Annotated in this window: 18 protein-coding genes; 9 read left to right on the top strand and 9 right to left on the bottom strand. The window is 63.3% G+C overall.

What is annotated here, in order from left to right:
- The first annotated feature begins 10 nt into the window (after window positions 1–10).
- From G3446_RS18300 to bamC, 4 genes are all read left to right on the top strand, one after another.
- Window positions 11–1,591: an NADH-quinone oxidoreductase subunit M gene (locus G3446_RS18300; protein ID WP_164454278.1), complete on the top strand. Its 1,581-nt coding sequence runs from the start codon at window positions 11–13 to the stop codon at window positions 1,589–1,591.
- Window positions 1,592–1,642: 51 nt separating this feature from the next.
- Complete coding sequence (gene nuoN, locus G3446_RS18295; RefSeq protein ID WP_164454277.1) at window positions 1,643–3,082, top strand: NADH-quinone oxidoreductase subunit NuoN; 1,440 nt, start codon at window positions 1,643–1,645, stop codon at window positions 3,080–3,082.
- 140 nt (window positions 3,083–3,222) lie between these two features.
- On the top strand, window positions 3,223–4,098 hold the full coding sequence (gene dapA / locus G3446_RS18290; protein ID WP_164454276.1) for a 4-hydroxy-tetrahydrodipicolinate synthase: 876 nt from the start codon (window positions 3,223–3,225) through the stop codon (window positions 4,096–4,098).
- A 48-nt stretch (window positions 4,099–4,146) separates the two neighbouring features.
- Entirely contained in the window at window positions 4,147–5,340 is a 1,194-nt protein-coding gene (bamC, locus tag G3446_RS18285; RefSeq protein WP_245232588.1) for an outer membrane protein assembly factor BamC, read from the top strand.
- Window positions 5,341–5,734: 394 nt separating this feature from the next.
- On the opposite strand, the gene G3446_RS18280 is transcribed toward bamC, so the two are convergent.
- The 4 genes from G3446_RS18280 to G3446_RS18265 all read right to left on the bottom strand — a co-directional run bounded on the left by G3446_RS18280 (window position 5,735) and on the right by G3446_RS18265 (window position 8,901).
- The gene (locus G3446_RS18280; RefSeq protein WP_164454274.1) at window positions 5,735–6,376 is read right to left on the bottom strand and encodes a LutC/YkgG family protein; all 642 of its coding nucleotides are present in this window, start codon (window positions 6,374–6,376) and stop codon (window positions 5,735–5,737) included.
- A complete protein-coding gene (locus G3446_RS18275) occupies window positions 6,369–7,766 on the bottom strand; it encodes a LutB/LldF family L-lactate oxidation iron-sulfur protein (protein ID WP_164454273.1) in 1,398 nt (465 codons plus the stop codon). The genes G3446_RS18280 and G3446_RS18275 overlap by 8 nt, the downstream gene beginning before the upstream one ends.
- 175 nt (window positions 7,767–7,941) lie before the next feature.
- Window positions 7,942–8,355: an SH3 domain-containing protein gene (locus tag G3446_RS18270; RefSeq protein ID WP_164454272.1), complete on the bottom strand. Its 414-nt coding sequence runs from the start codon at window positions 8,353–8,355 to the stop codon at window positions 7,942–7,944.
- Window positions 8,356–8,439: 84 nt separating this feature from the next.
- Window positions 8,440–8,901 carry a DUF805 domain-containing protein gene (locus G3446_RS18265; protein ID WP_164454271.1) on the bottom strand — a complete coding sequence of 154 codons (462 nt, stop codon included), beginning with the start codon at window positions 8,899–8,901 and terminating at the stop codon, window positions 8,440–8,442.
- Window positions 8,902–9,503: 602 nt separating this feature from the next.
- Between G3446_RS18265 and G3446_RS18260 the strand changes: the two genes are divergently transcribed.
- The 4 genes from G3446_RS18260 to G3446_RS18245 all read left to right on the top strand — a co-directional run bounded on the left by G3446_RS18260 (window position 9,504) and on the right by G3446_RS18245 (window position 15,899).
- Window positions 9,504–10,517: a polyamine ABC transporter substrate-binding protein gene (locus G3446_RS18260; protein ID WP_164454270.1), complete on the top strand. Its 1,014-nt coding sequence runs from the start codon at window positions 9,504–9,506 to the stop codon at window positions 10,515–10,517.
- Between the two features lie 6 nt (window positions 10,518–10,523).
- The gene (locus tag G3446_RS18255) at window positions 10,524–13,562 is read left to right on the top strand and encodes a hybrid sensor histidine kinase/response regulator (RefSeq protein ID WP_164454269.1); all 3,039 of its coding nucleotides are present in this window, start codon (window positions 10,524–10,526) and stop codon (window positions 13,560–13,562) included.
- A 233-nt stretch (window positions 13,563–13,795) separates the two neighbouring features.
- Window positions 13,796–14,248: a DUF302 domain-containing protein gene (locus tag G3446_RS18250; RefSeq protein WP_164454268.1), complete on the top strand. Its 453-nt coding sequence runs from the start codon at window positions 13,796–13,798 to the stop codon at window positions 14,246–14,248.
- Window positions 14,249–14,630: 382 nt separating this feature from the next.
- Complete coding sequence (locus G3446_RS18245) at window positions 14,631–15,899, top strand: sensor domain-containing diguanylate cyclase (RefSeq protein ID WP_164454267.1); 1,269 nt, start codon at window positions 14,631–14,633, stop codon at window positions 15,897–15,899.
- 353 nt (window positions 15,900–16,252) lie between these two features.
- Here the strand turns inward: G3446_RS18245 and G3446_RS18240 are convergent, their stop codons facing one another.
- Entirely contained in the window at window positions 16,253–16,480 is a 228-nt protein-coding gene (locus G3446_RS18240; RefSeq protein WP_164454266.1) for a DUF2283 domain-containing protein, read from the bottom strand.
- Between the two features lie 324 nt (window positions 16,481–16,804).
- Window positions 16,805–17,356, bottom strand: coding sequence for a PilZ domain-containing protein (locus G3446_RS18235; RefSeq protein WP_164454265.1), 552 nt, complete (start codon window positions 17,354–17,356; stop codon window positions 16,805–16,807).
- A 794-nt stretch (window positions 17,357–18,150) separates the two neighbouring features.
- On the opposite strand from G3446_RS18235, the gene G3446_RS18230 reads away from it, so the two are divergent.
- Window positions 18,151–18,903, top strand: coding sequence for an MBL fold metallo-hydrolase (locus G3446_RS18230; RefSeq protein ID WP_164454264.1), 753 nt, complete (start codon window positions 18,151–18,153; stop codon window positions 18,901–18,903).
- Window positions 18,904–19,047: 144 nt separating this feature from the next.
- Here the strand turns inward: G3446_RS18230 and G3446_RS18225 are convergent, their stop codons facing one another.
- From G3446_RS18225 to G3446_RS18215, 3 genes are all read right to left on the bottom strand, one after another.
- On the bottom strand, window positions 19,048–19,317 hold the full coding sequence (locus tag G3446_RS18225) for a hypothetical protein (protein ID WP_164454263.1): 270 nt from the start codon (window positions 19,315–19,317) through the stop codon (window positions 19,048–19,050).
- Window positions 19,318–19,582: 265 nt separating this feature from the next.
- On the bottom strand, window positions 19,583–19,945 hold the full coding sequence (locus tag G3446_RS18220; protein WP_164454262.1) for a hypothetical protein: 363 nt from the start codon (window positions 19,943–19,945) through the stop codon (window positions 19,583–19,585).
- Window positions 19,946–20,246: 301 nt separating this feature from the next.
- A partial coding sequence (locus G3446_RS18215; RefSeq protein ID WP_245232587.1) for a DUF2283 domain-containing protein occupies window positions 20,247–20,577 on the bottom strand: 331 nt, incomplete at its 5' end.

The raw sequence follows: 20,577 nt of genomic DNA, 5'->3' as shown, positions 1-20,577 counted from the left end.
GCGACCCAGCATGAATGAGCTTCCCCTGCTGACGCTGACGATTTGGCTGCCGATCATCGGTGGTCTGGTCGTCCTGGCCAGCGGCGACAAGGAGAAGGAACTGTCCAAGTGGACGGCCCTGGCGTTCGCGATCCTGACGTTCCTCGTCAGCCTCGGGCTCTGGATCGGCTTCGATTCCAGCACCGCCGAGATGCAGTTCGTCGAGCGCGTGTCCTGGATCCCCAGCTTCAACGTCGAGTATTTCCTCGGTGTCGACGGCATCTCCATGCCGCTGATCGTCCTCACCACCTTCATCACCATCTTCGTGGTGATCGCGGGCTGGGAGGTCATCACCTACAAGCCGAGCCAGTATCTGGCGGCCTTCCTGATCATGGACGGCGTCATGGTGGGTGTCTTCTCCGCCCTGGACGCCGTGCTCTTCTATGTCTTCTGGGAGGCGATGCTGATTCCGATGTTCATCATCATCGGGGTCTGGGGAGGGCCGAACCGGGTCTATGCGACCATCAAGTTCTTCCTCTATACCTTCTTCGGCTCGGTCTTCATGCTGGTCGCGCTGATCTACATGTACTTCCAGTCCGGCAGCTTCAGCATCCTGGATTTCCATACGCTGGAGCTGGGCATGAAGGCGCAGATCCTCATCTTCATCGCCTTCCTGCTCGCCTTCGCGGTCAAGGTGCCCATGTTCCCGGTGCACACCTGGCTGCCGGACGCGCACGTCGAGGCACCGACGGGTGGCTCGGTCATCCTGGCCGCCATTATGCTGAAGATCGGCGGCTACGGCTTCCTGCGCTTCTCTCTGCCCATCACGCCGGACGCGAGCGCCTCGCTCGACTGGCTCATCATCGCCCTGTCGCTGATCGCCATCGTCTACATCGGCTTCGTCGCCCTGGTGCAGCAGGACATGAAGAAGCTGATCGCCTACTCCTCGATCGCGCACATGGGCTTCGTCACCCTGGGCTTCTTCATCGTCTTCAGCATCGTGACGAATCCCAACGTCTCCGGTGGCTCCGTCATGGGCATCGAGGGCGGCATGGTGCAGATGATCTCGCATGGGTTCATCTCTGGCGCGCTCTTCCTCTGCGTCGGCGTGCTCTACGACCGCGTCCACTCGCGCGAGATCGCCGACTACGGCGGCGTCATCAACACCATGCCCTGGTTCGGCGCCTTCATGGTCTATTTCGCCATGGCCAACGCGGGTCTGCCAGGCACCTCCGGCTTCGTCGGCGAGTTCATGGTCATCCTGGCCACCTTCCGCGCCGACTTCTGGTGGGCCTTCCTCGCGGCGACGACCTTGATCCTGGCCGCCGCCTTCACCCTCTGGATGGTCAAGCGGGTCGTCTTTGGCGAGGTGAAGAATGACAAGGTTGCTGCGCTCAGAGATCTCGATCTGCGCGAGCGCATCAATCTGGGTGTGCTGGCTGCAGCCGTGCTGGCGCTCGGCCTCTGGCCCGCGCCGCTGATGAATGTCATGCATGCGACGGTCGAGAATCTGGTGGAGCAGGTGCAGATCTGCAAGCTGCCCGCCGCCGAGCGCGGCGACTGCCTGCTTCCCGTTTCCGAGCGGGTCGCCTCGACCTTGAATCAGGACTAGCGCCGCGGCTATTGCCGACGCACCGAGCCTCATCGAATCGGATTAAAGAACATGCATTTCGACGCCGCCAATCTGATCCCGATCCTGCCGGAGATCACCCTCCTGATCACCGCGAGTGTGGTCCTCATCGCCGATCTCTACCTCAAGGAGCAAGACAAGGGGCGCAATCACACCCTGACGCTGGTCGGTCTCGCCATCGCGATCGTGCTGACTGGCGCCGTCGGTGGCGGCGAGCCTCAGGTGTTCTTCGACGGTAACCTCATTCGCGACGATGTGACCGATCTGCTCAGGGGCGCCATCCTCATCGTCAGTCTGCTGGCCTTCGTCTATGTCCGCTCCTGGCTCCAGGACCGCGGCATGCTGGTCGGCGAGTTCTACGTGCTGGCGCTGCTCGCGATCCTCGGCATGCTGATCATGGTCTCGGCCAACAGCTTCCTACCGCTCTATCTCGGACTGGAGCTACAGGCGCTCTCGCTCTACGCCCTGGTCGCCTTCGACCGCGATTCGCAGAAGGGCGCCGAGGCGGCCATGAAGTATTTCGTGCTCGGGGCCCTGGGCTCCGGCATGCTGCTCTATGGGATCTCCATGATCTATGGCGCGACCGGCTCGATCGAGTTTGCCCCCGTCGCGCAGGCGGTGGCGGAGCAGGGCATGTCGGACAAGGTGCTGGTCTTCGGGATCGCTTTCCTGGTCATCGGGATCGGCTTCAAGTTCGGCGCTGTGCCCTTCCACATGTGGGTTCCGGACATCTACGAGGGTGCCCCCACACCCGCGGTTCTGATCCTGGGCAGCGCGCCCAAGATCGCTGCCTTCGCGCTCGCCATCCGCATGCTGGTCGATGGCTTGCAGAGCTTGCATCCGGATTGGCAGCAGATGCTGGTCATCCTGGCCGTGCTCTCCATGGGCTTGGGCAATGTCGTGGCCATCGCGCAATCCAACATCAAGCGCATGCTGGCCTACTCGACCATCTCGCACGTCGGCTTCATCTTCCTGGGGCTGCTGGCGGGGTCGCAGCAAGGCTATGCCTCGGCCATGTTCTACTCCATCGTCTACGCGGTCATGGCGGCGGGCGCCTTCGGCATCCTGCTCATCCTCAGCCGTGAAGGCTTCGATGCCGAGAGGCTCGAGGACCTGAAGGGGCTCAACGACCGGGATGCCTGGTACGCGGCCATGATGGCGCTCGTCATGTTCTCCATGGCGGGCGTGCCGCCGACCGTGGGCTTCATGGCGAAGCTGCTGGTGCTCGAAGCCGTGATCCGCATCGACATGGTCTGGCTCGCGCTGGTCGCCGTCTTCTTCTCCATCATCGGCGCCTTCTACTATCTGCGTGTCGTCAAGTACATCTACTTCGACAAGCCCGCTGACGATGCCCCAGCGCTGACGACAACCGGTGGGGTGCGTGTCGCCATGTCCATCAACGGACTGGCTTTGCTCGCGCTTGGCGTCTTTCCTGCGTCCTTGCTGGCGCTCTGCCAGGCGGCCTTCGCCTGATGCGAAGCGGAGGCTGGGGCGCGGGCCCTGGTGCGGCGCTCTCCAGGAACCGCTGGGCGATCGCGTGTGTTGTGTCCATCTAGCCGCGCAAGCTACCATGGCCGCTTTGGTTCTACGCCTTCGATAAGTGGAGTTGGAGCATGTTCCGCGGCAGCATCGTTGCGCTCGTTACGCCCATGCACGCAGATGGGGAGGTCGATGACGCGAGCCTGAAACGTCTCGTCGATTTCCATGTGGCCGAGGGGACGACCGCCATCGTTTCCGTCGGCACTACCGGCGAGTCTGCGACCCTGGACGAGGACGAGCACTGCGCCGTGATTCGCCGCACCGTCGAGCTGGCGGCCGGGCGCATCCCGATCATCGCCGGAACCGGCGCCAACTCGACGCGCGAGGCCATCGTCCTCACCCGTTGTGCCCAGGAGGCCGGCGCCGACGCCGCGCTGCTGGTCACGCCCTACTACAACAAGCCCACCCAAGAGGGGCTTTACCTGCACCACAAGGCCATCGCCGAGGCCGTCGACATCCCCCAGATTCTATACAACGTGCCAGGTCGGACGGCCTGCGACATGCAGCCGGAGACCGTGTCTCGGCTCGCCGAGGTCCGCAATATCATCGGCGTGAAGGAGGCGACGGGCGACTTGACCCGCGTGCGCGCCATCCGCGAGCGCTGCGGTCCGGATTTCGCCATCTACAGCGGTGACGACGCGACCGCCTGCGAGCTGATGCTGCTCGGCGGCGATGGCGTGATCTCGGTGACCTCCAATCTGGCTCCGCGCCTGATGCGGGAGATGTGCGAGGCCGCCCTGCGCGGCGATCGGCAGCAGGCGCTAGCCATCAACGCCAAGCTAGATCCGCTGCACCGAGACCTCTTCGTCCAGTCGAATCCGATTCCCGTGAAATGGGCAGTCGCTGAGCTTGGTCTCTGCGCGCACGGCATTCGTCTGCCGCTGACCTGGCTCAGCGATGATTGCCAGGAGCGTGTCCGCACCGCTATGAGCCATGCAGGTCTGCTCTGAGGCGCATGGCGCGGAGGGCGCTGGATGGCCACTTCCACTGAGAGAACCATGATTTCCAGATCGCGTTTCAAGCCTCTTGTTCTGCTGGCAACCCTGGTCGTGCTCGCCCAACTGATGGGCTGTGGCTCGAGAGCGGTCGATGACGCGCTGCCGGATCAGCGACTCGTCTACAAGAAGCAGCGCGAGGCCGCAAACAATCTCGAGATCCCGCCGGACCTGACTGCGGGCACCTTCAATGACGCCCTCGACATCCCGGACGGCACGGGTGCGCCGACCACCTATTCCCAGTACAGCGGGAGCCGCACGCAGCCCCAGCGCGTGGCCACCACTGGGGAGGTGCTGCCCGAACTGCCCAACGTCGAGCTCAAGCGGCGCGGCAACGATCGCTGGATCCAGGCCGCCGCCCAGCCTCAGGCCGTGTGGCCCAAGGTCGTTTCATTCTGGCGTCAGCAAGGAATCCTGCTCGTCGAGCAGGACCCGACCATCGGCCTGATGCGGACGGACTGGCTCGACAACCGCGCGGAGATCCGCAAGGACTTCGTGACGCGCATGGTCAGCAAGGTCCTTGAGGGCGCCTACTCGACGTCGACGCGGGACCAGTACACCCTCAGGATCGAGAAGGGCGTCAAGGCTGGGACGACTGACATTCACCTCACCCACCGCGGGATGGCGGAGCGCGTCGTCACCAATGCGATCGGTGACGGCAGTCGTGCCATCTGGGAGCCCAGCGGGAACGATACGGAGAAAGAGGCCGAGATGCTGCGTCGGCTCATGGTCTATCTCGGTGCCTCCCAGCAGCGCGCCTCGGCTGCGGCCGGGTCCGGTGGCAGTGCCGCCGCCGCTGGGCCGAGCGCGCGCTTGGTGACTCAGGGCGGTGCTCCCGTGCTCGTCCTCTCCGAAGAGTACCGCAGCGCTTGGCGTAGAACGGGGCTGGCGCTGGATCGCGCAGGCTTCGCGGTTGAGGACCGTGACCAAAGCGCTGGCGTCTACTATGTGCGCTACGCGGGCAGGGGCGGTCCCGAGGGCGGCCCGCCACCGCGTGGCGAGCAAGAGCCCGGAATGCTTTCGCGGATGGCCTTCTGGCGCAAGGATGACGATCTCGACAAGGTGCGTAAGTACCAGATCAAGGTCACCGGCAATGAGACGGAATCACGCGTCACTGTGCTGGACGAGAAGGGTAGCCCCGAGCAGTCGGCCAACGGGCAGCGCATCCTGAGTCTGATGCAGCAGCAGATGCGCTAGGTTTTTCGGCCTAGAATCGCGGAATCGAATCGCGAAGGTGCGAAGACCAGCCTTGGCTTGTCTTGAGCGAGTCGCTCACCTTCAACCTGAAGGTCCTTGGCGGCTCGGTTGCACTTTCCGATCTCGCGCATAGCGGCCTCAGTCATCAGCCCTGCTAGTCGCCGGCATTGGTGGACTGCGGTGCGAGACGCTGAAAGTATTTCGGGCATACGGCGAATATCGCGTCTTGCCGTCGAGTGGGCCGCCGCAGGAGACCCAACAATCAGCGCGTTAGGCCAGCCGGTCGGTTGTGCTTCATACCTCAGCCAGCAGCCTACGCAGAATGTCTTCACAGTCTCTGCGCTTGTCCATCCTCTCAGGAGACTCCGGCCGAAGTGGGCGGCCCGGTCCTCGGCTATTCGATGAGCACCATCAGCCGCTTTGGCCCATGGACACCATAGGCCAGGGTTTGCTCGATGTCGGCTGACTTGGACGGCCCGGAGATCAGGAGCGCGTTCGTCGGCATCCTTTCGGGCCAGGACTGATTCACCATCAGCGCATGCAGCGTGGAATGGATCCGGTCACGCGCGAGCAAGACGCAGTGAATCGGCGGAACGAGCGACAGGAGTCGGGGCTCGGCCGGCGTGGGCCAGAGCACCAATGAGCCGGTTTCGGCGATACCGGCGAGGCAGCTCGTGAAGCCGGCATCGGCCTGCTCGAACAGCATTTCGCGCATTTCCTCGATTGGCCGATCGAAACCGACGAGCCTTGGGCCGTCCTCTGGCCAGCCGGCCGCCAGCGCCCGGCTTGCCGGACCCTCCGCGCCATAGACCAGGTTCCGGGCGCCCGCTCGGCTCAGCTGCTCGGCAAGCACGCGGGGCCAGTCGTTCCCCACCTGGTGCACCTCGGCATGCACCGCCTCCAGCATCGCCCCGAGCCTTTCTCGCGCCTCCTCCGGCGTCCAATCGAACCGCCTCGGCTCGAGCCTGGGGCAGGGGACACCGCCAGCGGCGCTGGCGGCGAGCCGCCTGAGGATCTGGGTGCGCGCATCACTCATGGCTCAGTCCTTCGTCGCGGGCGATCTCATGAAGCGACCGCTTCGCAATGGGCGGCGCTGTGCGGGTGCGGGTCCAAGGTCCGAGCGACCGCTTGGCGAGCCAAGCGGTCCGTGCCAGCAGGCCGGCGACGCCTCTATAGCGCGCCGGGCTCGCATGGATCCAGGCCCAGCCGCGCCAGATGATCCCTTCGATCCAAGCCCCGGGCCGACGCGCCTTCGGCTCGGCCCGTGCCTGCTCCTGTCGCAGCCGATTCAGCAGCTGTGGGATGGGGATGCGCACCGGGCAGACGGCGGCGCAGGCGCCGCAGAGTGTGGATGCCTGAGCCAGCTCGCCCTGGCGGGCCAGGCCCTGCAGCTGGGGCTCGAGGATCGAGCCGATCGGTCCGGGGTAGACGGTGCCATAGCCGTGCCCGCCGATCCGCACATAGACGGGGCAGTGGTTCATGCAGGCGCCGCAGCGAATGCAGCGCAGGGTGGCGCGCAGCTCGGGATCGCCATGGATGCGCGAGCGGCCGTTGTCGAGCAGTACCAGATGGACTTCGCGCGGGCCGTCTAGCTCGTCTGGCTTGCGCGGGCCGCTGATCATGTTCACATAGGTCGTGATTGGCTGTCCGGTGGCGCTGCGGGTCAGCAGCGTCAGCAAGGGCGCCAGATGCTCGAGGCGGGCGATGACCTTCTCGATGCCGGTGACGGCGATGTGGACGTCCGGCGCCGTGGTGCTGAGGCGACCGTTGCCCTCGTTTTCGACCAGGCAGAGCGTGCCTGTTTCGGCGACCGCGAAATTCACGCCGGAGAGCCCGATCTTGGTGCCCTTGAAGCGCTCGCGCATGATGCGTCGCGCCAGCGCGGTCAGGTGCTCGATCTCCTCGCTGTAGGGCTCCTCCGGGTAGTGCTGGCCGAAGAGCTCGGCGATCTCGCGTCGATCCTTGTGCACCGCGGGCGCGACGATGTGAGACGGGTGCTCCTCGGCGAGCTGGATGATGAGCTCGCCGAGGTCGGTCTCGATCGGCTCGACACCGGCCTCCTCGAGACAACGATTGAGTCCGATCTCCTCGGAGACCATTGACTTGCCCTTGATGACCGCCTCGCCGCCGTGTCGGCGGATGATGCCCAGGATGATGCCCTTGGCCTCGTCCGCGTCCCTTGCCCAGTGGACCTCGATGCCGTCCGCCGCGCAGTTTCGCTCGAGCTGCTCCAGCAGGCTCGGAAGGTTGGCAAGGGCGTGATCGCGAATCGCCATGCCCTGATCGCGCAGTCGCTCCAGCTCCTCGTCGTCGGGAAAGGCGGCGCGGCGTTTGTCGATGAGGCCGTCCATGGCGCGACGGATATTGGCGCGCACCCGGTCTCGGCCGAGGGCCTGGCGAGCGCGGCCCCGCAGCTCGCTCGTCATGCCGGCCTCCTCGCGCATGGGCTGCGGATCGCCGATTCGGACGACGGTTTGGCTAGAGTCATGCGCGGCGCATGGACGAGACGGAGCCTGTCCATGGCTCCTCCAGCTCGTGCGGGCGATGAATGATGGGTATTGGGCTGGGGCATATGGCTGACTTTACGGGGGTCTCGGCGTGCTAAGGCCGGGCCGCGCAGCTGCCTTCCACCAGGTAGCGTGCCGCGACCCAGCCCCGCAGGCCCTGATAGTCGACCTGGCACCAGCGGGGGCGCTCTCTGAGCCGTTCCGCACGCTCCTTGGTACTCAAGGTGCTGTATTCCTGGTACGTCAGGCCGCCGCGACAGCCGAGGTTGCGGAGGCAGGTCCCGTCCGGAGGGATCTCGCCAATCTTCTCCTCCTGCGCGCTCGGACCGGCCCGCAGGTTGAGGACGTTATTCGCAGCGACGCCCGTCACGCTGAAGAAGTCCGGACCATCGGCCCCTGCCAACAGGACAGAGCAGGGTATCATCTGGAGTAGAAGGGCGAGCCCCAGCGCCGGCTGAGGGTGTCGCTTCCTCGGCAGAGGCCAATGGTCGATGTCTCGCGGTCGCATGGCTTGCTCCCTCCGGATGTCCCGATTGAGCCTCGGTCCAGCGCGCCAGTTGGCGGCCTGTGCCGCCTCAACGCCAGAGAGCCGCTAGCTTGCGTCTCCTGGAGAGGGTGGCTCGCCTTCGTACTTTCCGAAAGAGTCTGTGGGCAGAATCAGCAAGGATAGGAAGACGAGCAGATCGACCCCGCTGGCGAGCTGGCTGCCGCCGATGATGGCGCTGAAGAAGCCCAGGACGACGATGGTGATGAGAGCCCACCAAGGTGGTAGCCCGATGTCACGGATGCGCTTCACCGCGATGTTGATCTGGGCGAGGGTCAGGGCCGCTAGCGCGAGGCCGATCGCGACGAGGCCGCGGAGTCCGAGCTCGTCCCAGATGAGCGCTCCTGTGCCCACTTGCTCGCCACTCGCCAAGCGCTCCGACAGGCCGATCGAGGCATCGATGCCAATGGCAAGGAGCAGGACCACGAGCAGGAGAAGCAGACTGTAGCCGAGATACGGCAGTCGCTTGAGTCGACCGGTCAAGATCTCGCCATAGAGTGTTTTGAGCATGAGTCTTCCTTCGCAGCATCCGACGATCGCGTCCCGAGCCTGCGCCTGGTCCCGGCGCATGGCTTGCCATCTCGGCTCAGGTAGCGGTCTTGTCGCACAAAGCAACCATGATCTTCGATGAGGCGCTCCGCTTCCAGCCCCCTGGCGCTTGCCGCCTCTGTCCTGCCGCACAGAGTGTCCGCATTCCTGCCTCGCGCCCGCTCGGCCCGCAGTTGCGCAGGCCCCTGGGCCTAGGATCTTCCCGCGGTCGCAGCGCTGTGATGCGAGTCGGCCACTCGCCAGCAAGTCCTTGCCATTCGTGGGCTCGAGGGTGAAACTCGTGGTTAGGGACTACCGCATCGGCAAGTCAGGCGCGCACGCTCACGCTGTCCTCAACCCCGCGTGCCGACCTGGCCGATTCGCCGCGAGGCTCGCTCCTGACAGCTGTGAGGGATTCTGCGGGGGCTCGCGGACGCAGGGTCCGGCGATGGCGCCGGCCACTGGGCAGAATCGGATTTGGATGCTGATCCCAAGCTGCCCGCCAGGATGCCACTCGTGGCAGGTAGCCCACAATGATTTCCTCCGCTCACCGCTTTTCGTGCATCACGCTCCTGACCCTATGGATGGGCGCAGCCGCGGGCGCCCCGGGCTTCGAGGGCCAGCGGCTCCATATCCTCAATTGGAGCGACTATCTCGATGCCGAGCTGGTCTCTGGTTTCGAGCGTGCCTATGGCGTCGAGCTGCTTCAGACCCATTTCGAGACCGATGAGGACCGGGATCGGCTGCTCGCGGAGACAGGTGTGGCTGGCTATGACCTCGTCATCCTCGACAGCGCCAGCCTGCTGCCCTATCGCAAGCGCGGTTGGATTCGGCCCTTCGACAGCGTCCTTCTGCCCAGCCTCGGTCGGCTGCTCGAGCGCTGCGTCGCCGCATCCGGGGCCTCCTCCGCCTACTCGGTCCCCTACTTCTGGGGCACGCTGGGCATCGCCTATCGCGCCGATCTGGTCGAGTCGCCGCTCCGGCGCTGGATGGATCTCTATCGGCCGGAGGAGGGGCTGCGCGGCAAGATCGTCATGATCGACGACGCGCGCGAGGTCTTGGGAATGGCCGCAAGGGCGCTGGGATACTCCGTGAGCTCCGAAGATCTCGAGGCTTGGGAGGCGGCCGGGAAGCTCGCCCGCGAGCAGCGGCCCTTCGTGCATTCCTACGGCGCCCTGGCGCTGGATGAAACCTCGTCCATCGTCTCCGCCGAGGTGGCTGCGGCGCAGGTCTACAATGGCGACGCCGTCGCCCTGCGCGAGACCGACTCCCGGATTCGCTACGTCCATCCGGAGGACGGGAGCACCATCTGGGTCGACCACTGGGCGCTCTTTGCGGATGCGCCCCACCCAGAGCTTGCGCATGCCTTTCTCGACTACATCGGCCAGCCCGATCACGCCGCCCAGAACGCGCAGTCCGTCTACTTCGCGACCTGCAGCGCATCGGCGGAGAGGCTGCTGCCCGAGGCATTTCTTCAAGATCCAGTCATCTATCCGCCTCGGGAGGTGATGGCGCGCCTCGAGCCCTATCGGCAGCTCGGTGCGCGCGCCTTGCGGCGGATCAACCTGGAATACGCGCGTATCAAGGCGCGGGAGTGACGCATCATGCGCCTACAAGGCAAGCTGCTTTCGCTCTTGGTTCCCCTGCTCCTCATTCCCATCGTCGGGACCGCCTTGATCGCCTTCAATCAGCTGCGCGCGCAGGCGCTGGACCGGGCCGCGCAGGTCGCCGAGGGCGACATCTCTCGGGCATTGATGCGGTTCAGCGCATTGCGCCACGAAGCGGAGGCCAGTCTGCGTCTGCTTGCCGCCAATCCCATGCTGGCGCGCTATCTGCTCACCGCGGACGAGCAGGTGCGTTATCAGCTCATGCAGCCGGCCTTGCTGGAGCTCTTCGCGACCTTTCAAGAGATTCATGTGCACTTCAGCGAGATCCGGGTGCTCCTGCCCAACGGGTTCGAGGATGTCCGGCGCACCACGCGCGCGATCTCCGAAAACGCCACCGAGAACGAGGCCGACTCCAGCTTCTTCGATGCCTGGCGTGAGCTGGAGCCCGAGGCCATCAGTGCGGCGCTTTCGGTCAGCCCGGACACCGGCGAGCCTGCCCTCGTGCTGGGGCGGAAGATCCTGCTGACCGATCGTGCCGTGGAGGCCGTCGGCGCCGCCCCCCATCTATACGGATATATCGGCATCACCGTCGATCTCGGCGACTTCTTGGCGGCACTCGCGGAGCTGCGCCTCGGCAGTGCCGGGCGGCTGATCATCGTGGATGCCGCGGGTGTCGAGCAGCTGCACGCCGAGGCGCGTCGCCCGCCCTTGCGACTGAGCCGATTCGGTGCGACGTCGCAACCGCAAGGATCGCCTTCTCAGGTCAGCATGCCGGACGGCAGTCCCTGTCTCTACTGGGTGAGCGAGCTGATGTCGGGGTATTTCCTGGCCGCCCTCATCCCGCGGCTCGAGCTCTTCGAGGGAATGGCCGTTCTGGCTGGCGGCGTGGCCCTGATCGCTGGCGTGACCCTTGCCATCCTGGTCTTCGGGATCTCCTGGATCGCCCGGCGCCAGATCATTCGCCCCTTGCAGCGGCTGGGCGAGACAGCGGCCGCCATCGCCAATGGGCAAGATGCGCCCTGGATCAGGGTGCAGAGGAGCGACGAGATCGGACACCTGGCCGGCTCCTTCCGTGCCATGCAAGAGAGCCTGCAGGGCTCGCAGGAAAAGGTCCGCGCATACCAGCGCGAGCTCGAGCAGAAGGTCGAGGAGGCGGAGGCCGCGACACGCGCCAAGTCGCAGTTCCTCGCCAACATGAGCCATGAGATCCGCACGCCGATGAATGCGATCCTGGGGCTCACGCACCTGATGCAGCGCGACGGGCTATCGGCGGCTCAGGCCGATCGCTCGCGCAAGATCGATGACGCGGCGCGACACCTCCTGGGTATCTTGAACGACATCCTCGATATGTCCCGTATCGAGTCCGGCCGTATCCAGCTCGCGCCGACCGACTTCGCCCTGGATGCCGTGATGGGCTATGTTCGAAATCTCGTCTTCGAGGATGCCAAGGCGAAGGGGCTGGATCTGCGTGTCGACTGCGCGGGCGCTCCGGATTGGCTGTACGGTGACGCCAGGCGTTTGCGCCAGGCGCTGCTGAATTTCGCGTCCAACGCGGTCAAGTTCACCGAGCAGGGCGGTATCGTGCTGCGCGCGCGGCTGCTCGGCGCGGAGCAGGGGCATCTGAACATGCGTTTCGAGGTCCAGGATACGGGTATCGGCATTCCCCCAGACAGGCTCACGGCGCTCTTTCGGATCTTCGAGCAGGCCGATGCCTCGACCACGCGCAAACATGGCGGTACCGGGCTGGGCTTGGCGATTACGCGCAATCTGGCCGAGCTCATGGGAGGCAGGGCCGGCGTCGAGATCCCGCCCGAGGGCGGCAGCCTCTTCTGGTTCACTGCGCGGCTCCAGCGCGGTCGCGGCAAGATGCCCGAGACCTCGGCGAGGGACTGGACGGCGCAGGTGGCCCTGAGCAGCCGGCATGCGGGTGCGCGCCTCCTGATCGTCGAGGACAATCCGGTGAATCGCGAGGTCTTGGCGGCCCAGCTCAAGGTCCTGGGGCTCAACGTCGACGCGGCCGCCGACGGCCGCGAGGCCGTCGCCAAGGCCACGGCAGAGCATTACGCACTCATCCTGATGGACGTACAGATGCCCGTCATGGACGGACTGAAGGCGACGCGCGCCATTCGTGGGCTCCCGCGGGGCTCCCAGCTCCCCATTCTCGCCATGACCGCAAATGTGTTCGAGGACGACCGGCGCGCCTGTCTCGCGGCAGGGATGAACGACTTCATCGCCAAGCCGGTGAAGCCCGAGGACCTGGCAGAGGTCCTGCAGCGCTGGCTGCCGCCCGCCGTGGACCTCGGCAAGGCGGAGCGAAAGCCAAGCGATAGGCCTGTTTCGGGGCCAGGCGATCCCAGCGCGACCAAGGATCGGCCGGGGCATCAGGCCATGAGGACGCCCTCGGCATCTCCCGTGCTGCCCGGCGTCAGTCTGGCCCAGGCGGGCGATCTCGCCGCGGGCGGATTCGACCAGCTGGCGCCACTGCTGCGGCAATTCGTGACCAGTCATCGCGGCGACCCCATGCGTATGCGCGAGCTCGAGGCCGCGCGTGACCGCGAATCCATTCGCCAGCTCGCCCAGGCCATTCGTATGACCGCGGAGACCCTTGGTGCCCATGAGATCGCGGAGGCCGCCGCGAGCTTGGCGCAAGCCCCTTTCGTGAACGGCGAGCATTCGTTCGCGCAGTTCGTCACCCTGGTCTCCCGGTTGGAGCGCGCCTTCGGGCGGCTCGACGCGGCGCTCGGCGCCTTGGGCGATCAGCGCGGAGAGCCAGGCAAGTCTCCTTCCGGCACCTTGGGTCTCGAGCTAGACCGCGCCGTGGTGGAAGAGGCGATCAGCCTGCTGAAGGCGTCCGATACGCGCGCCATCGGACTCGTGCGCGCGCACTCGGCGGTCTTTGAGGCCGTGCTTGGCGAAGAGTATGGAAGGTTCGTCGAGCTGCTCGATCATTTCGAGCTCGACACGGCTGTGGAGCTGCTGCAGGAAGGCTCGCAGGGCCCTGCGCTGCCAGCCGCCAAGGGGGGCGCGTCAGGCTAGAGCCGGCGCTCGCGCAGGGACGCCGCCGGCTGTCGGGCGGCGCGCGGACAAGGCTCGTACCCAGTGCGGCGGGGGCAAGGCATGCTCGCCTGCGCCCTGCGCCCTGCGCCCTGCGCCCTGCGCCCTGCGCCGGGAGGCACCTTTGCATGGCGCGCTAGTGCAGACCCAGGCCTTGGTCGGGAGTGAATGCGCCGCACCTTACAGAGTGGCGTCAACACAACCGGAGGAGCCGCATGAAGCACCCACTCAGCTTTGCCCTTGCCCTCGGCCTGCTCATCTCATCCACGGCTTTCGCCGTCGATGGCCTCGTTGTCAAGAAGAGTCCGTACAGCCCCGAGGAGACCATGGACCGACTGGAGCAGACCGTCACGGAGCGGGGTCTCAAGGTCTTCGCGCGCATCGACCACGCGGCTGGCGCGGCTAGCGTCGGCAAGTCACTGCAGCCGACCGAGCTCCTCATCTTTGGCAACCCCAAGGGCGGCACTGCCTTCATGGCGTGCGCCCAGAGCCTTGGGATCGACCTGCCGCTCAAGGCCTTGGTGTGGCAGGACGCGGACGGTCAGGTCTGGCTCGGCTACAACGCCCCAGGCCATATTGCCGAACGGCATGGCGTCGCAGACTGCGTCGTTGTACCCAAGCTGAGTCAGGCGCTGTCAGGCATCGCCGCGGCAGTGGTTGGCGATTGACCGAGGAGAATATATCTGTACCGTTTTTCGTACAGATTCCTCAGGTGAGCGCTCTGGTAACGCCATTCGAGGCTCCAGCGAAGCCCAAGGCTTGCTGAGACTGCGGGCAACCGCCCTCCCAGCCATATATGGCACAATAGGCTCAATCTGTTGTGTCCTGCGGGCGCTGCGCTCCAGCACAAATGCGTCCGTCCGTGCCCGTGGCGCGAGTGCATCCGGCTGGGGTGTCATCCACCGCCGCAGGGACTGTTTTCCGCACTAGCCCTTCGGCGCGAGTGCGGGCCAATTTCCGAGGTGTCGTCTGCGCGATCAAGGGCACCGTTGGGGTTTTGCATCAATGACAATATTCGCCGTTGATACCGCGAACGATACGGGCAGGAGCATGCTCTTAGAGGGCTCGCACTCGAGCCTTTTTCCCACCGTCAACGCGATTGGCACCGGCGTGGCCGTCTTTTCCGTCGAGGCTGGTCGTCAGTTCGAGCTGGTGACGGCAAATGAGCTCTATGCCGAGGTCTCGGAGCTCAGCGTGGTTGAGATGGTCGGGCGCACCCTGAACGAGATCTTTCCCCGCCATATCGGGCGAGAGGTTGGCGAGCGCTTGCGCGAGTGTGTCGTGACTCAAGCGACGGTCGAGACGGAAGCCGTCGTCGAGCGCAAGGATACACAGCGTTGGTGGCGTTTTATTTTCGCTCCCCTCATGGCGCCAGGACATGCCGTCCGGCGCGTCATGCACACATGTATCGAGATCACGGATAAGAAGCGGCTGGAGTACTCGCTTGGCATCTCGCGCAAGCGCTTTGAATCCGTCGTCGAGGCTGCCTACGACGGCATCATCACCGTGAGTCGGGACTATGGGATCAATCTGGTCAACGATGCCGCCTGCGAGGTCTTCGAAGCCTCTCGGGAGCAGCTGATCGGAGCCTCGCTGGACACGCTCGTTCCGCATCACTACCGCAGCAAGCACCGCGGCTATTTCCTCGGCTTTGGGGAATCCTCTTTGAGTAATCGCCCCATGCATGCGCGCGCCGATGTCCGCGGTCTGCGCAGCGACGGCTCGGAGTTTGCCGCGGAAGTCACGATCGCCAAGATCCGCGTCGGAAACGACAACGAGTACATGGCTGTCGTGCGGGACATTTCCGAGCGCGCCAAGCTCATCGAAGAGCTTAAGAAAGCCGCGGTCGAAGACGTGCTCACTGGGATCCACAACCGCCGCTATTTCGAAGATGCGCTGCGTCAAGAGGTCAGTCGCGCTAGGCGGTTCGAGCATCCGCTGAGCCTAGCGATGTTCGACGTTGACGACTTCAAGGCGATTAACGATGTTCACGGCCACGCGGCTGGGGACCAAGTCTTGGTGCGGATAACGAAGATCGTCCGAGACGAGCTCCGCGAAGTGGATTCCTTGGCCAGGTGGGGCGGCGATGAATTCGTTGCCATCCTCCCTGAGACGCCTGTTTCAGAAGGCGAACGGCTTTTCGCCAGGATTCGGGCCAGCGTTTCCAGCGGGACAGCGTGGGCGGATATCGGTTGTCGGGTAGCGATCAGTGTGGGCCTGATCGGCTTGGAGGCGAGCGATGAGGGTATCGAAACTATGCTTAGGCGACTCGATGCGGCGATGTATGCGGCGAAGTGCGCGAAGCCGAAAAAGGCCTAGCGCCGCGGCGTTGTACCGCCGCGAGGTGCCTGCGGCCTCCGTTGCCACGTCCTACACCTTGCTTCGGCTCGATCGATTCGTCGAGACTCGATTGTCGCTTTGAGACGATGAGCGCGCTAGGACTGGCAGGACATGCATGTGCATTGTCTCGCGGCGCCTTGGACCGCCCTTCCTGCGGCGCAATACGCTATCGCGATTGCGCCCTACGCGGGCTTAGGCCTTGAACATCGTTCGGTCCACCTGTCGCGATGCGGCCTCGGCCGACCACTCAAGACGCTGATTTTAAAGAACTTAATCTGCCTTAGTTGAGTGAGTGGCTAGGTCTTGGGCGAAACGATGATCAAGGCCCGGGCTTACGCCACCTTGTCCAAAGCGGCAGACCTCGCACGCTTGCTCACCCATAGGACTTCGACGCCGACCAGGTGACCATCCGCGTCATAGTCGGCGATGAACCCAGGCTCGTTCTCTTTGGCGGTCTCAACTTCTGCCGCTGATATCTCGAAACTGAAGTTTTGCCCTTTTTGAGGGGTGCTGCGCCTGGGTAGGGGGAGTTTTCGAGGGGTTTGCCCGTTTTCGCGCAAACCCCACAGAAACCCCGCAAGCCTAAGTCACTGCTGAGACGGGCATCCTCAAAACCGCAAAACTTGAGTCTCGAAATAGGCGGCATCCGCCGCTGCGTCGAGCTCGAGCTTCATAGGTCTTTCACCTCATCGTCGAAGTAGGCGGTGATGACATGGGCTCGGGCCTGTCGCCGCATTGTGGATGACACGCAACACGCAAAAGGCCCTCTGCGGTGCAGGATGGATCTGATCGAGCCTGGCCTCTCTTAGCCCGCTTCATCGTTCCATTCTCGGCTACGGGCCTGCTGCTCCCTCCGAAAATAAAGTTGTTCCCTTTCTCAAGAGCTAGCTAGCGGTTTGGACCTGGCCGCTGCTGTATTCCTCCTCCAGGGCGTTGACGATCCAGCGATAGATCTCGGAGGCTTCGGACTCGCACTTCTCGAAGACTTTCGGGAAGAAGATTCCGTAACTGTGCCCGATGTGATAGCGAATTTCCGCCATCAGGATGACGGAGCGTCCGCGGTAATTGATGCGGGTGCGAAGGGTATCGCTTTCTTCGAAGCCAGGATCGCTTTCGTCATCGAAGCTGAGCTTCATCCCGCCCGGCCCGATATTGACGCAGCGGGGGCTGTAGCTGCGATCCCGGGCATCGAGAAGCTGGAAGGTGAAGCCCTCCACGTTCTCCATGGGAATGCGGAAGGTGCCGCGGGTTTCACTTACGGTGATGTCTTCGGGAAGCCTGAGGACGAGCTGTGCCGAATCGCCGCCAATAATTGTGTTGTAGGAGCGGAGAGTCGACACGAAGACGTGGGCCTTGCCGTCGGAGAAGTAGGAGACCATGCAGGTGGACAACAGGGAAAAGTCGAAGTCCTCCTCGTCTTTGACCTCGAAGGTCACGGAATCTGCGTTAGCCTTGTCGAAGCGGCCGGAGAGCAGCCGATCCGACTCGATGACAGCGATGCCAACCCTCACCTCTTGTTGGCAGCATGTTTCGAAGGCTTGCAGGGTTTCTCGGTGGTTGGATTTCGGGTCCGGGATTTCTCGAAAAGACATACCAATTTACTCGATAAGCATATGGTATTTCCAATTGTAACCGTTTCGCTCCCCTAACGCCTTTAAATTCAGATGCTTATGACTCTATCTTTTCGTGTATTTCGGTGGCTGTCCGAGCATAAGTCATTGTTGCTCCGTACACGAATCTCTCGGGCTCAAGCCTACACAATTCGGTTGCGCATAAGAAACCAAATATATCAGCAGGTTAACGCCATCGGAGGGGGCGCTTACCCTTAGGGCGCTCGGCGTCGAGCTGTCTCAGATCGTGATCACTGAGGTGCGGTCGGGGAGACAGGGAGGCAGGCGTCCAGTTCCGAATCAATGGGGTCAAGCCTGACGCAGGTGGGAGGTGCCCGGCATGCTTGCATCCTTGTCTGTAGGTGTACGTGCGGCCGTGGTAACTAACCGGTTACAGGCGGCATCGGCTGCGCTATCGAATTCGAGCTTCATAGGTCTATCGCTTCATCGCCGAAGTGTGGCGTTACGACGGAAACCGTATCGGTAAATAAATCTGTCCCCTTTTATTTTAATTTTTTATTTTAATTAATTATTTAATTATTATTATGGAGACCTGCCCCGTTTCGTGTGGCCTCATCTAGTGCTCGCCAGCAATGGCGGATTTTCTTGCGGAGGAATTGATGATCTTCAAACAATTACTGGAAGCGGATTCATCCACTTACACCTATCTTATTGGCTGCCCAGAGACCGGCCAGGCGATTCTGGTCGATCCGGTCATCGATACGGTCGAGCGCGATCTGCAAATCGTCAAGGATCTCGGCCTGACCCTGGTCGCCACGCTGGAGACCCACGTCCATGCCGACCACCTCACCGGCGCGCGTCGATTGAAGCAGCGCTCGGGGTGCCGGATCGCCTACCCGAAGATGCTTGCGCTGCCGTGCGCCGATATCGGTCTTCAGGAGGGCGAGCCGTTCGAGGTCGGCTCGATCGCCCTGCACTCGCTGTTCACGCCGGGGCACACCGATCACCATCATGCCTACCTGATCGATACACCGGTGCAGAAACTGCTGCTCACCGGCGACGCCCTCTTGATCGAGGGCTGCGGCCGTACCGATTTCCAATCCGGTGATGCGGGCGCACTCTACAACAGCATTCACAACAAGCTATTCTCGCTGCCGGACGAAACCCTGGTCTATCCCGGCCACGACTACGAGCACCGTTTCGTTTCGAGCATCGCCCAGGAGAAGGCCCGCAACCCGCGCCTCGGCGGCGGGCGCTCGAAGGATGCATTCGTGGAGCTGATGAACGGCCTGGATCTTCCCTATCCGCGCAAGATCGATTTCGCCGTGCCAGGCAACCAAGCCTGCGGCGAGTGCCCGGCGAACGTCCCCGAGCAGTTCCGCGGTCCCTGTGCCGCCAGCGATCAAGGCTGAGGCGGTCCAGCAGGGGTTCTCGGCGGGAAGACATGCCTGCGACGCGATGCGCGCGAAGGACCGGCGCATCGGCGCATTCACATCAGCCTCGTAGGGCACAACAGTCTTCCGGAAGCGACCTTCCCGGCGACGGGGCCTGGCGGATCAACAATGATGCGCCTCGATCAGCCCGGTTTTCTCGAGCGCTTCGAGCAAATCTCCCCGTTCCCTTGCAAGCATCTTGAGTCGCCGCCTCTTGTACGGTTTGACTTTGGCAACCTCGATCACGATCAAGGCTAGCTCCGCGATTCTCGCATCCCCCGATCCGGACAGCGTCTGAAGCCGACGCACATTTTTGTCCGAGATGTGCGACTGCTTCAGGAAGCCGAAGATCTCGGCTTCCCATTCGATCGCGTTGCACGCCTCCTTCGGCATCTTCGCGCAATCTCGGCAGACATGGGTCTGATGTCCCTTTCCGGTGAACTTCTCGTTGGCTCGCGTTCGTCCGCAAAGCCTACAGTAATGCCCCATGTCTCTTTCCGCGTTTCGTTGTCCGCCTTGGTAGGTCATCGTCCATTGCGCTATTGGTCAGTAGGGGGGCGAGAGCGAAGTCAGGCGAATCCCGCGGCGGCGCTGGTGGACTGCGCTACGCTTGTCCAATAAAGAGTAACCCACTCTCAGTTATGCCCGAAGCGAGCGCCTATCTCTGCAAAACCCGCATGCCGGACCCGACTCGCATCCCGACGTACTGACGGATGACGCTCATGTACTCTCTTCCGATCTTCGTCCTTCGCTTGGCGACGAAGCGTATAACGCCGAGGACTTTCGTTATCTCCTCGTCGCCGACTTTCTTGAGGTCGATGTCTATTGCGTTATCGACAAACGCGACCCCGTTCTTCACGATCTCGCGCTCGTCGTTCGTCTTCTGATCCTTGAAGTGATATTTGTCGATGAGCAGCTCCAAGATCCTGATCGCATCGTTGTCGCTCAGTGTGCTGTCGTTCTCCATGTCATAGGCGCATAGCGCGCCTTCGATCGCATTCCCATAGGTCTGAAGGTCCATGTCCCGCTCCATATCGGCGGGTGAATAGGCTGGCACCTGTTCATACTTGCGTTTCGGCGCCTGGTAGAAGACGCAGCCTGAGCAGGCTTCTTCGGCTCTCGTCTCTCCGCAGCATTGGCTACAGATCAAGGCATCAGCGACGAGACACATTCTTTTCCCTTTTCGGGAGTCGCATATAGGACACTTTGCCATTTCTTTTTCCGGCTGCTTTGCTGTTCGGTAACAAAAAGTTGTCGCGCCGCCGGCGCGGGCTTGAGATTGCGCGCGGAGCTTTCTGCGCAAAATTGGTTAAGCTCTGAGGTCAGGTGGCGAGGGATTCCTCTACTTTGGTTGAGAAGGAGGTTCGGTAGTCAAGTAACCCGTCCTCGGAGTTCTTGCGCTTACTCACCGACAGGACTTCGATGCCGATCAATCGGTCATCTGCGCCATCGTCGGCAATGATTCCTAGCTCGATCTCTTTGGGCGTCGCGACTGCCGCGTCGGATATTTCGAAGTAGGCGGCATCGCTCGCAGTGTCGAATTCAAGCTTCATAAGTCTGACGCTTCGCTGTCGAACGCTGCGCGCCATGGAGAGCGAAGCGAAGGCGCGTAGTCCCCGATAGGCGTCGGCGCGGGCGTATGGCCGGAGTGGC

This window comes from Thiorhodococcus minor (assembly GCF_010820565.1).
Classification (GTDB): domain Bacteria; phylum Pseudomonadota; class Gammaproteobacteria; order Chromatiales; family Chromatiaceae; genus Thiorhodococcus; species Thiorhodococcus minor.
Note: the sequence above shows the minus strand (reverse complement) of the source record. Positions and strands in the feature narration are given on the sequence as shown.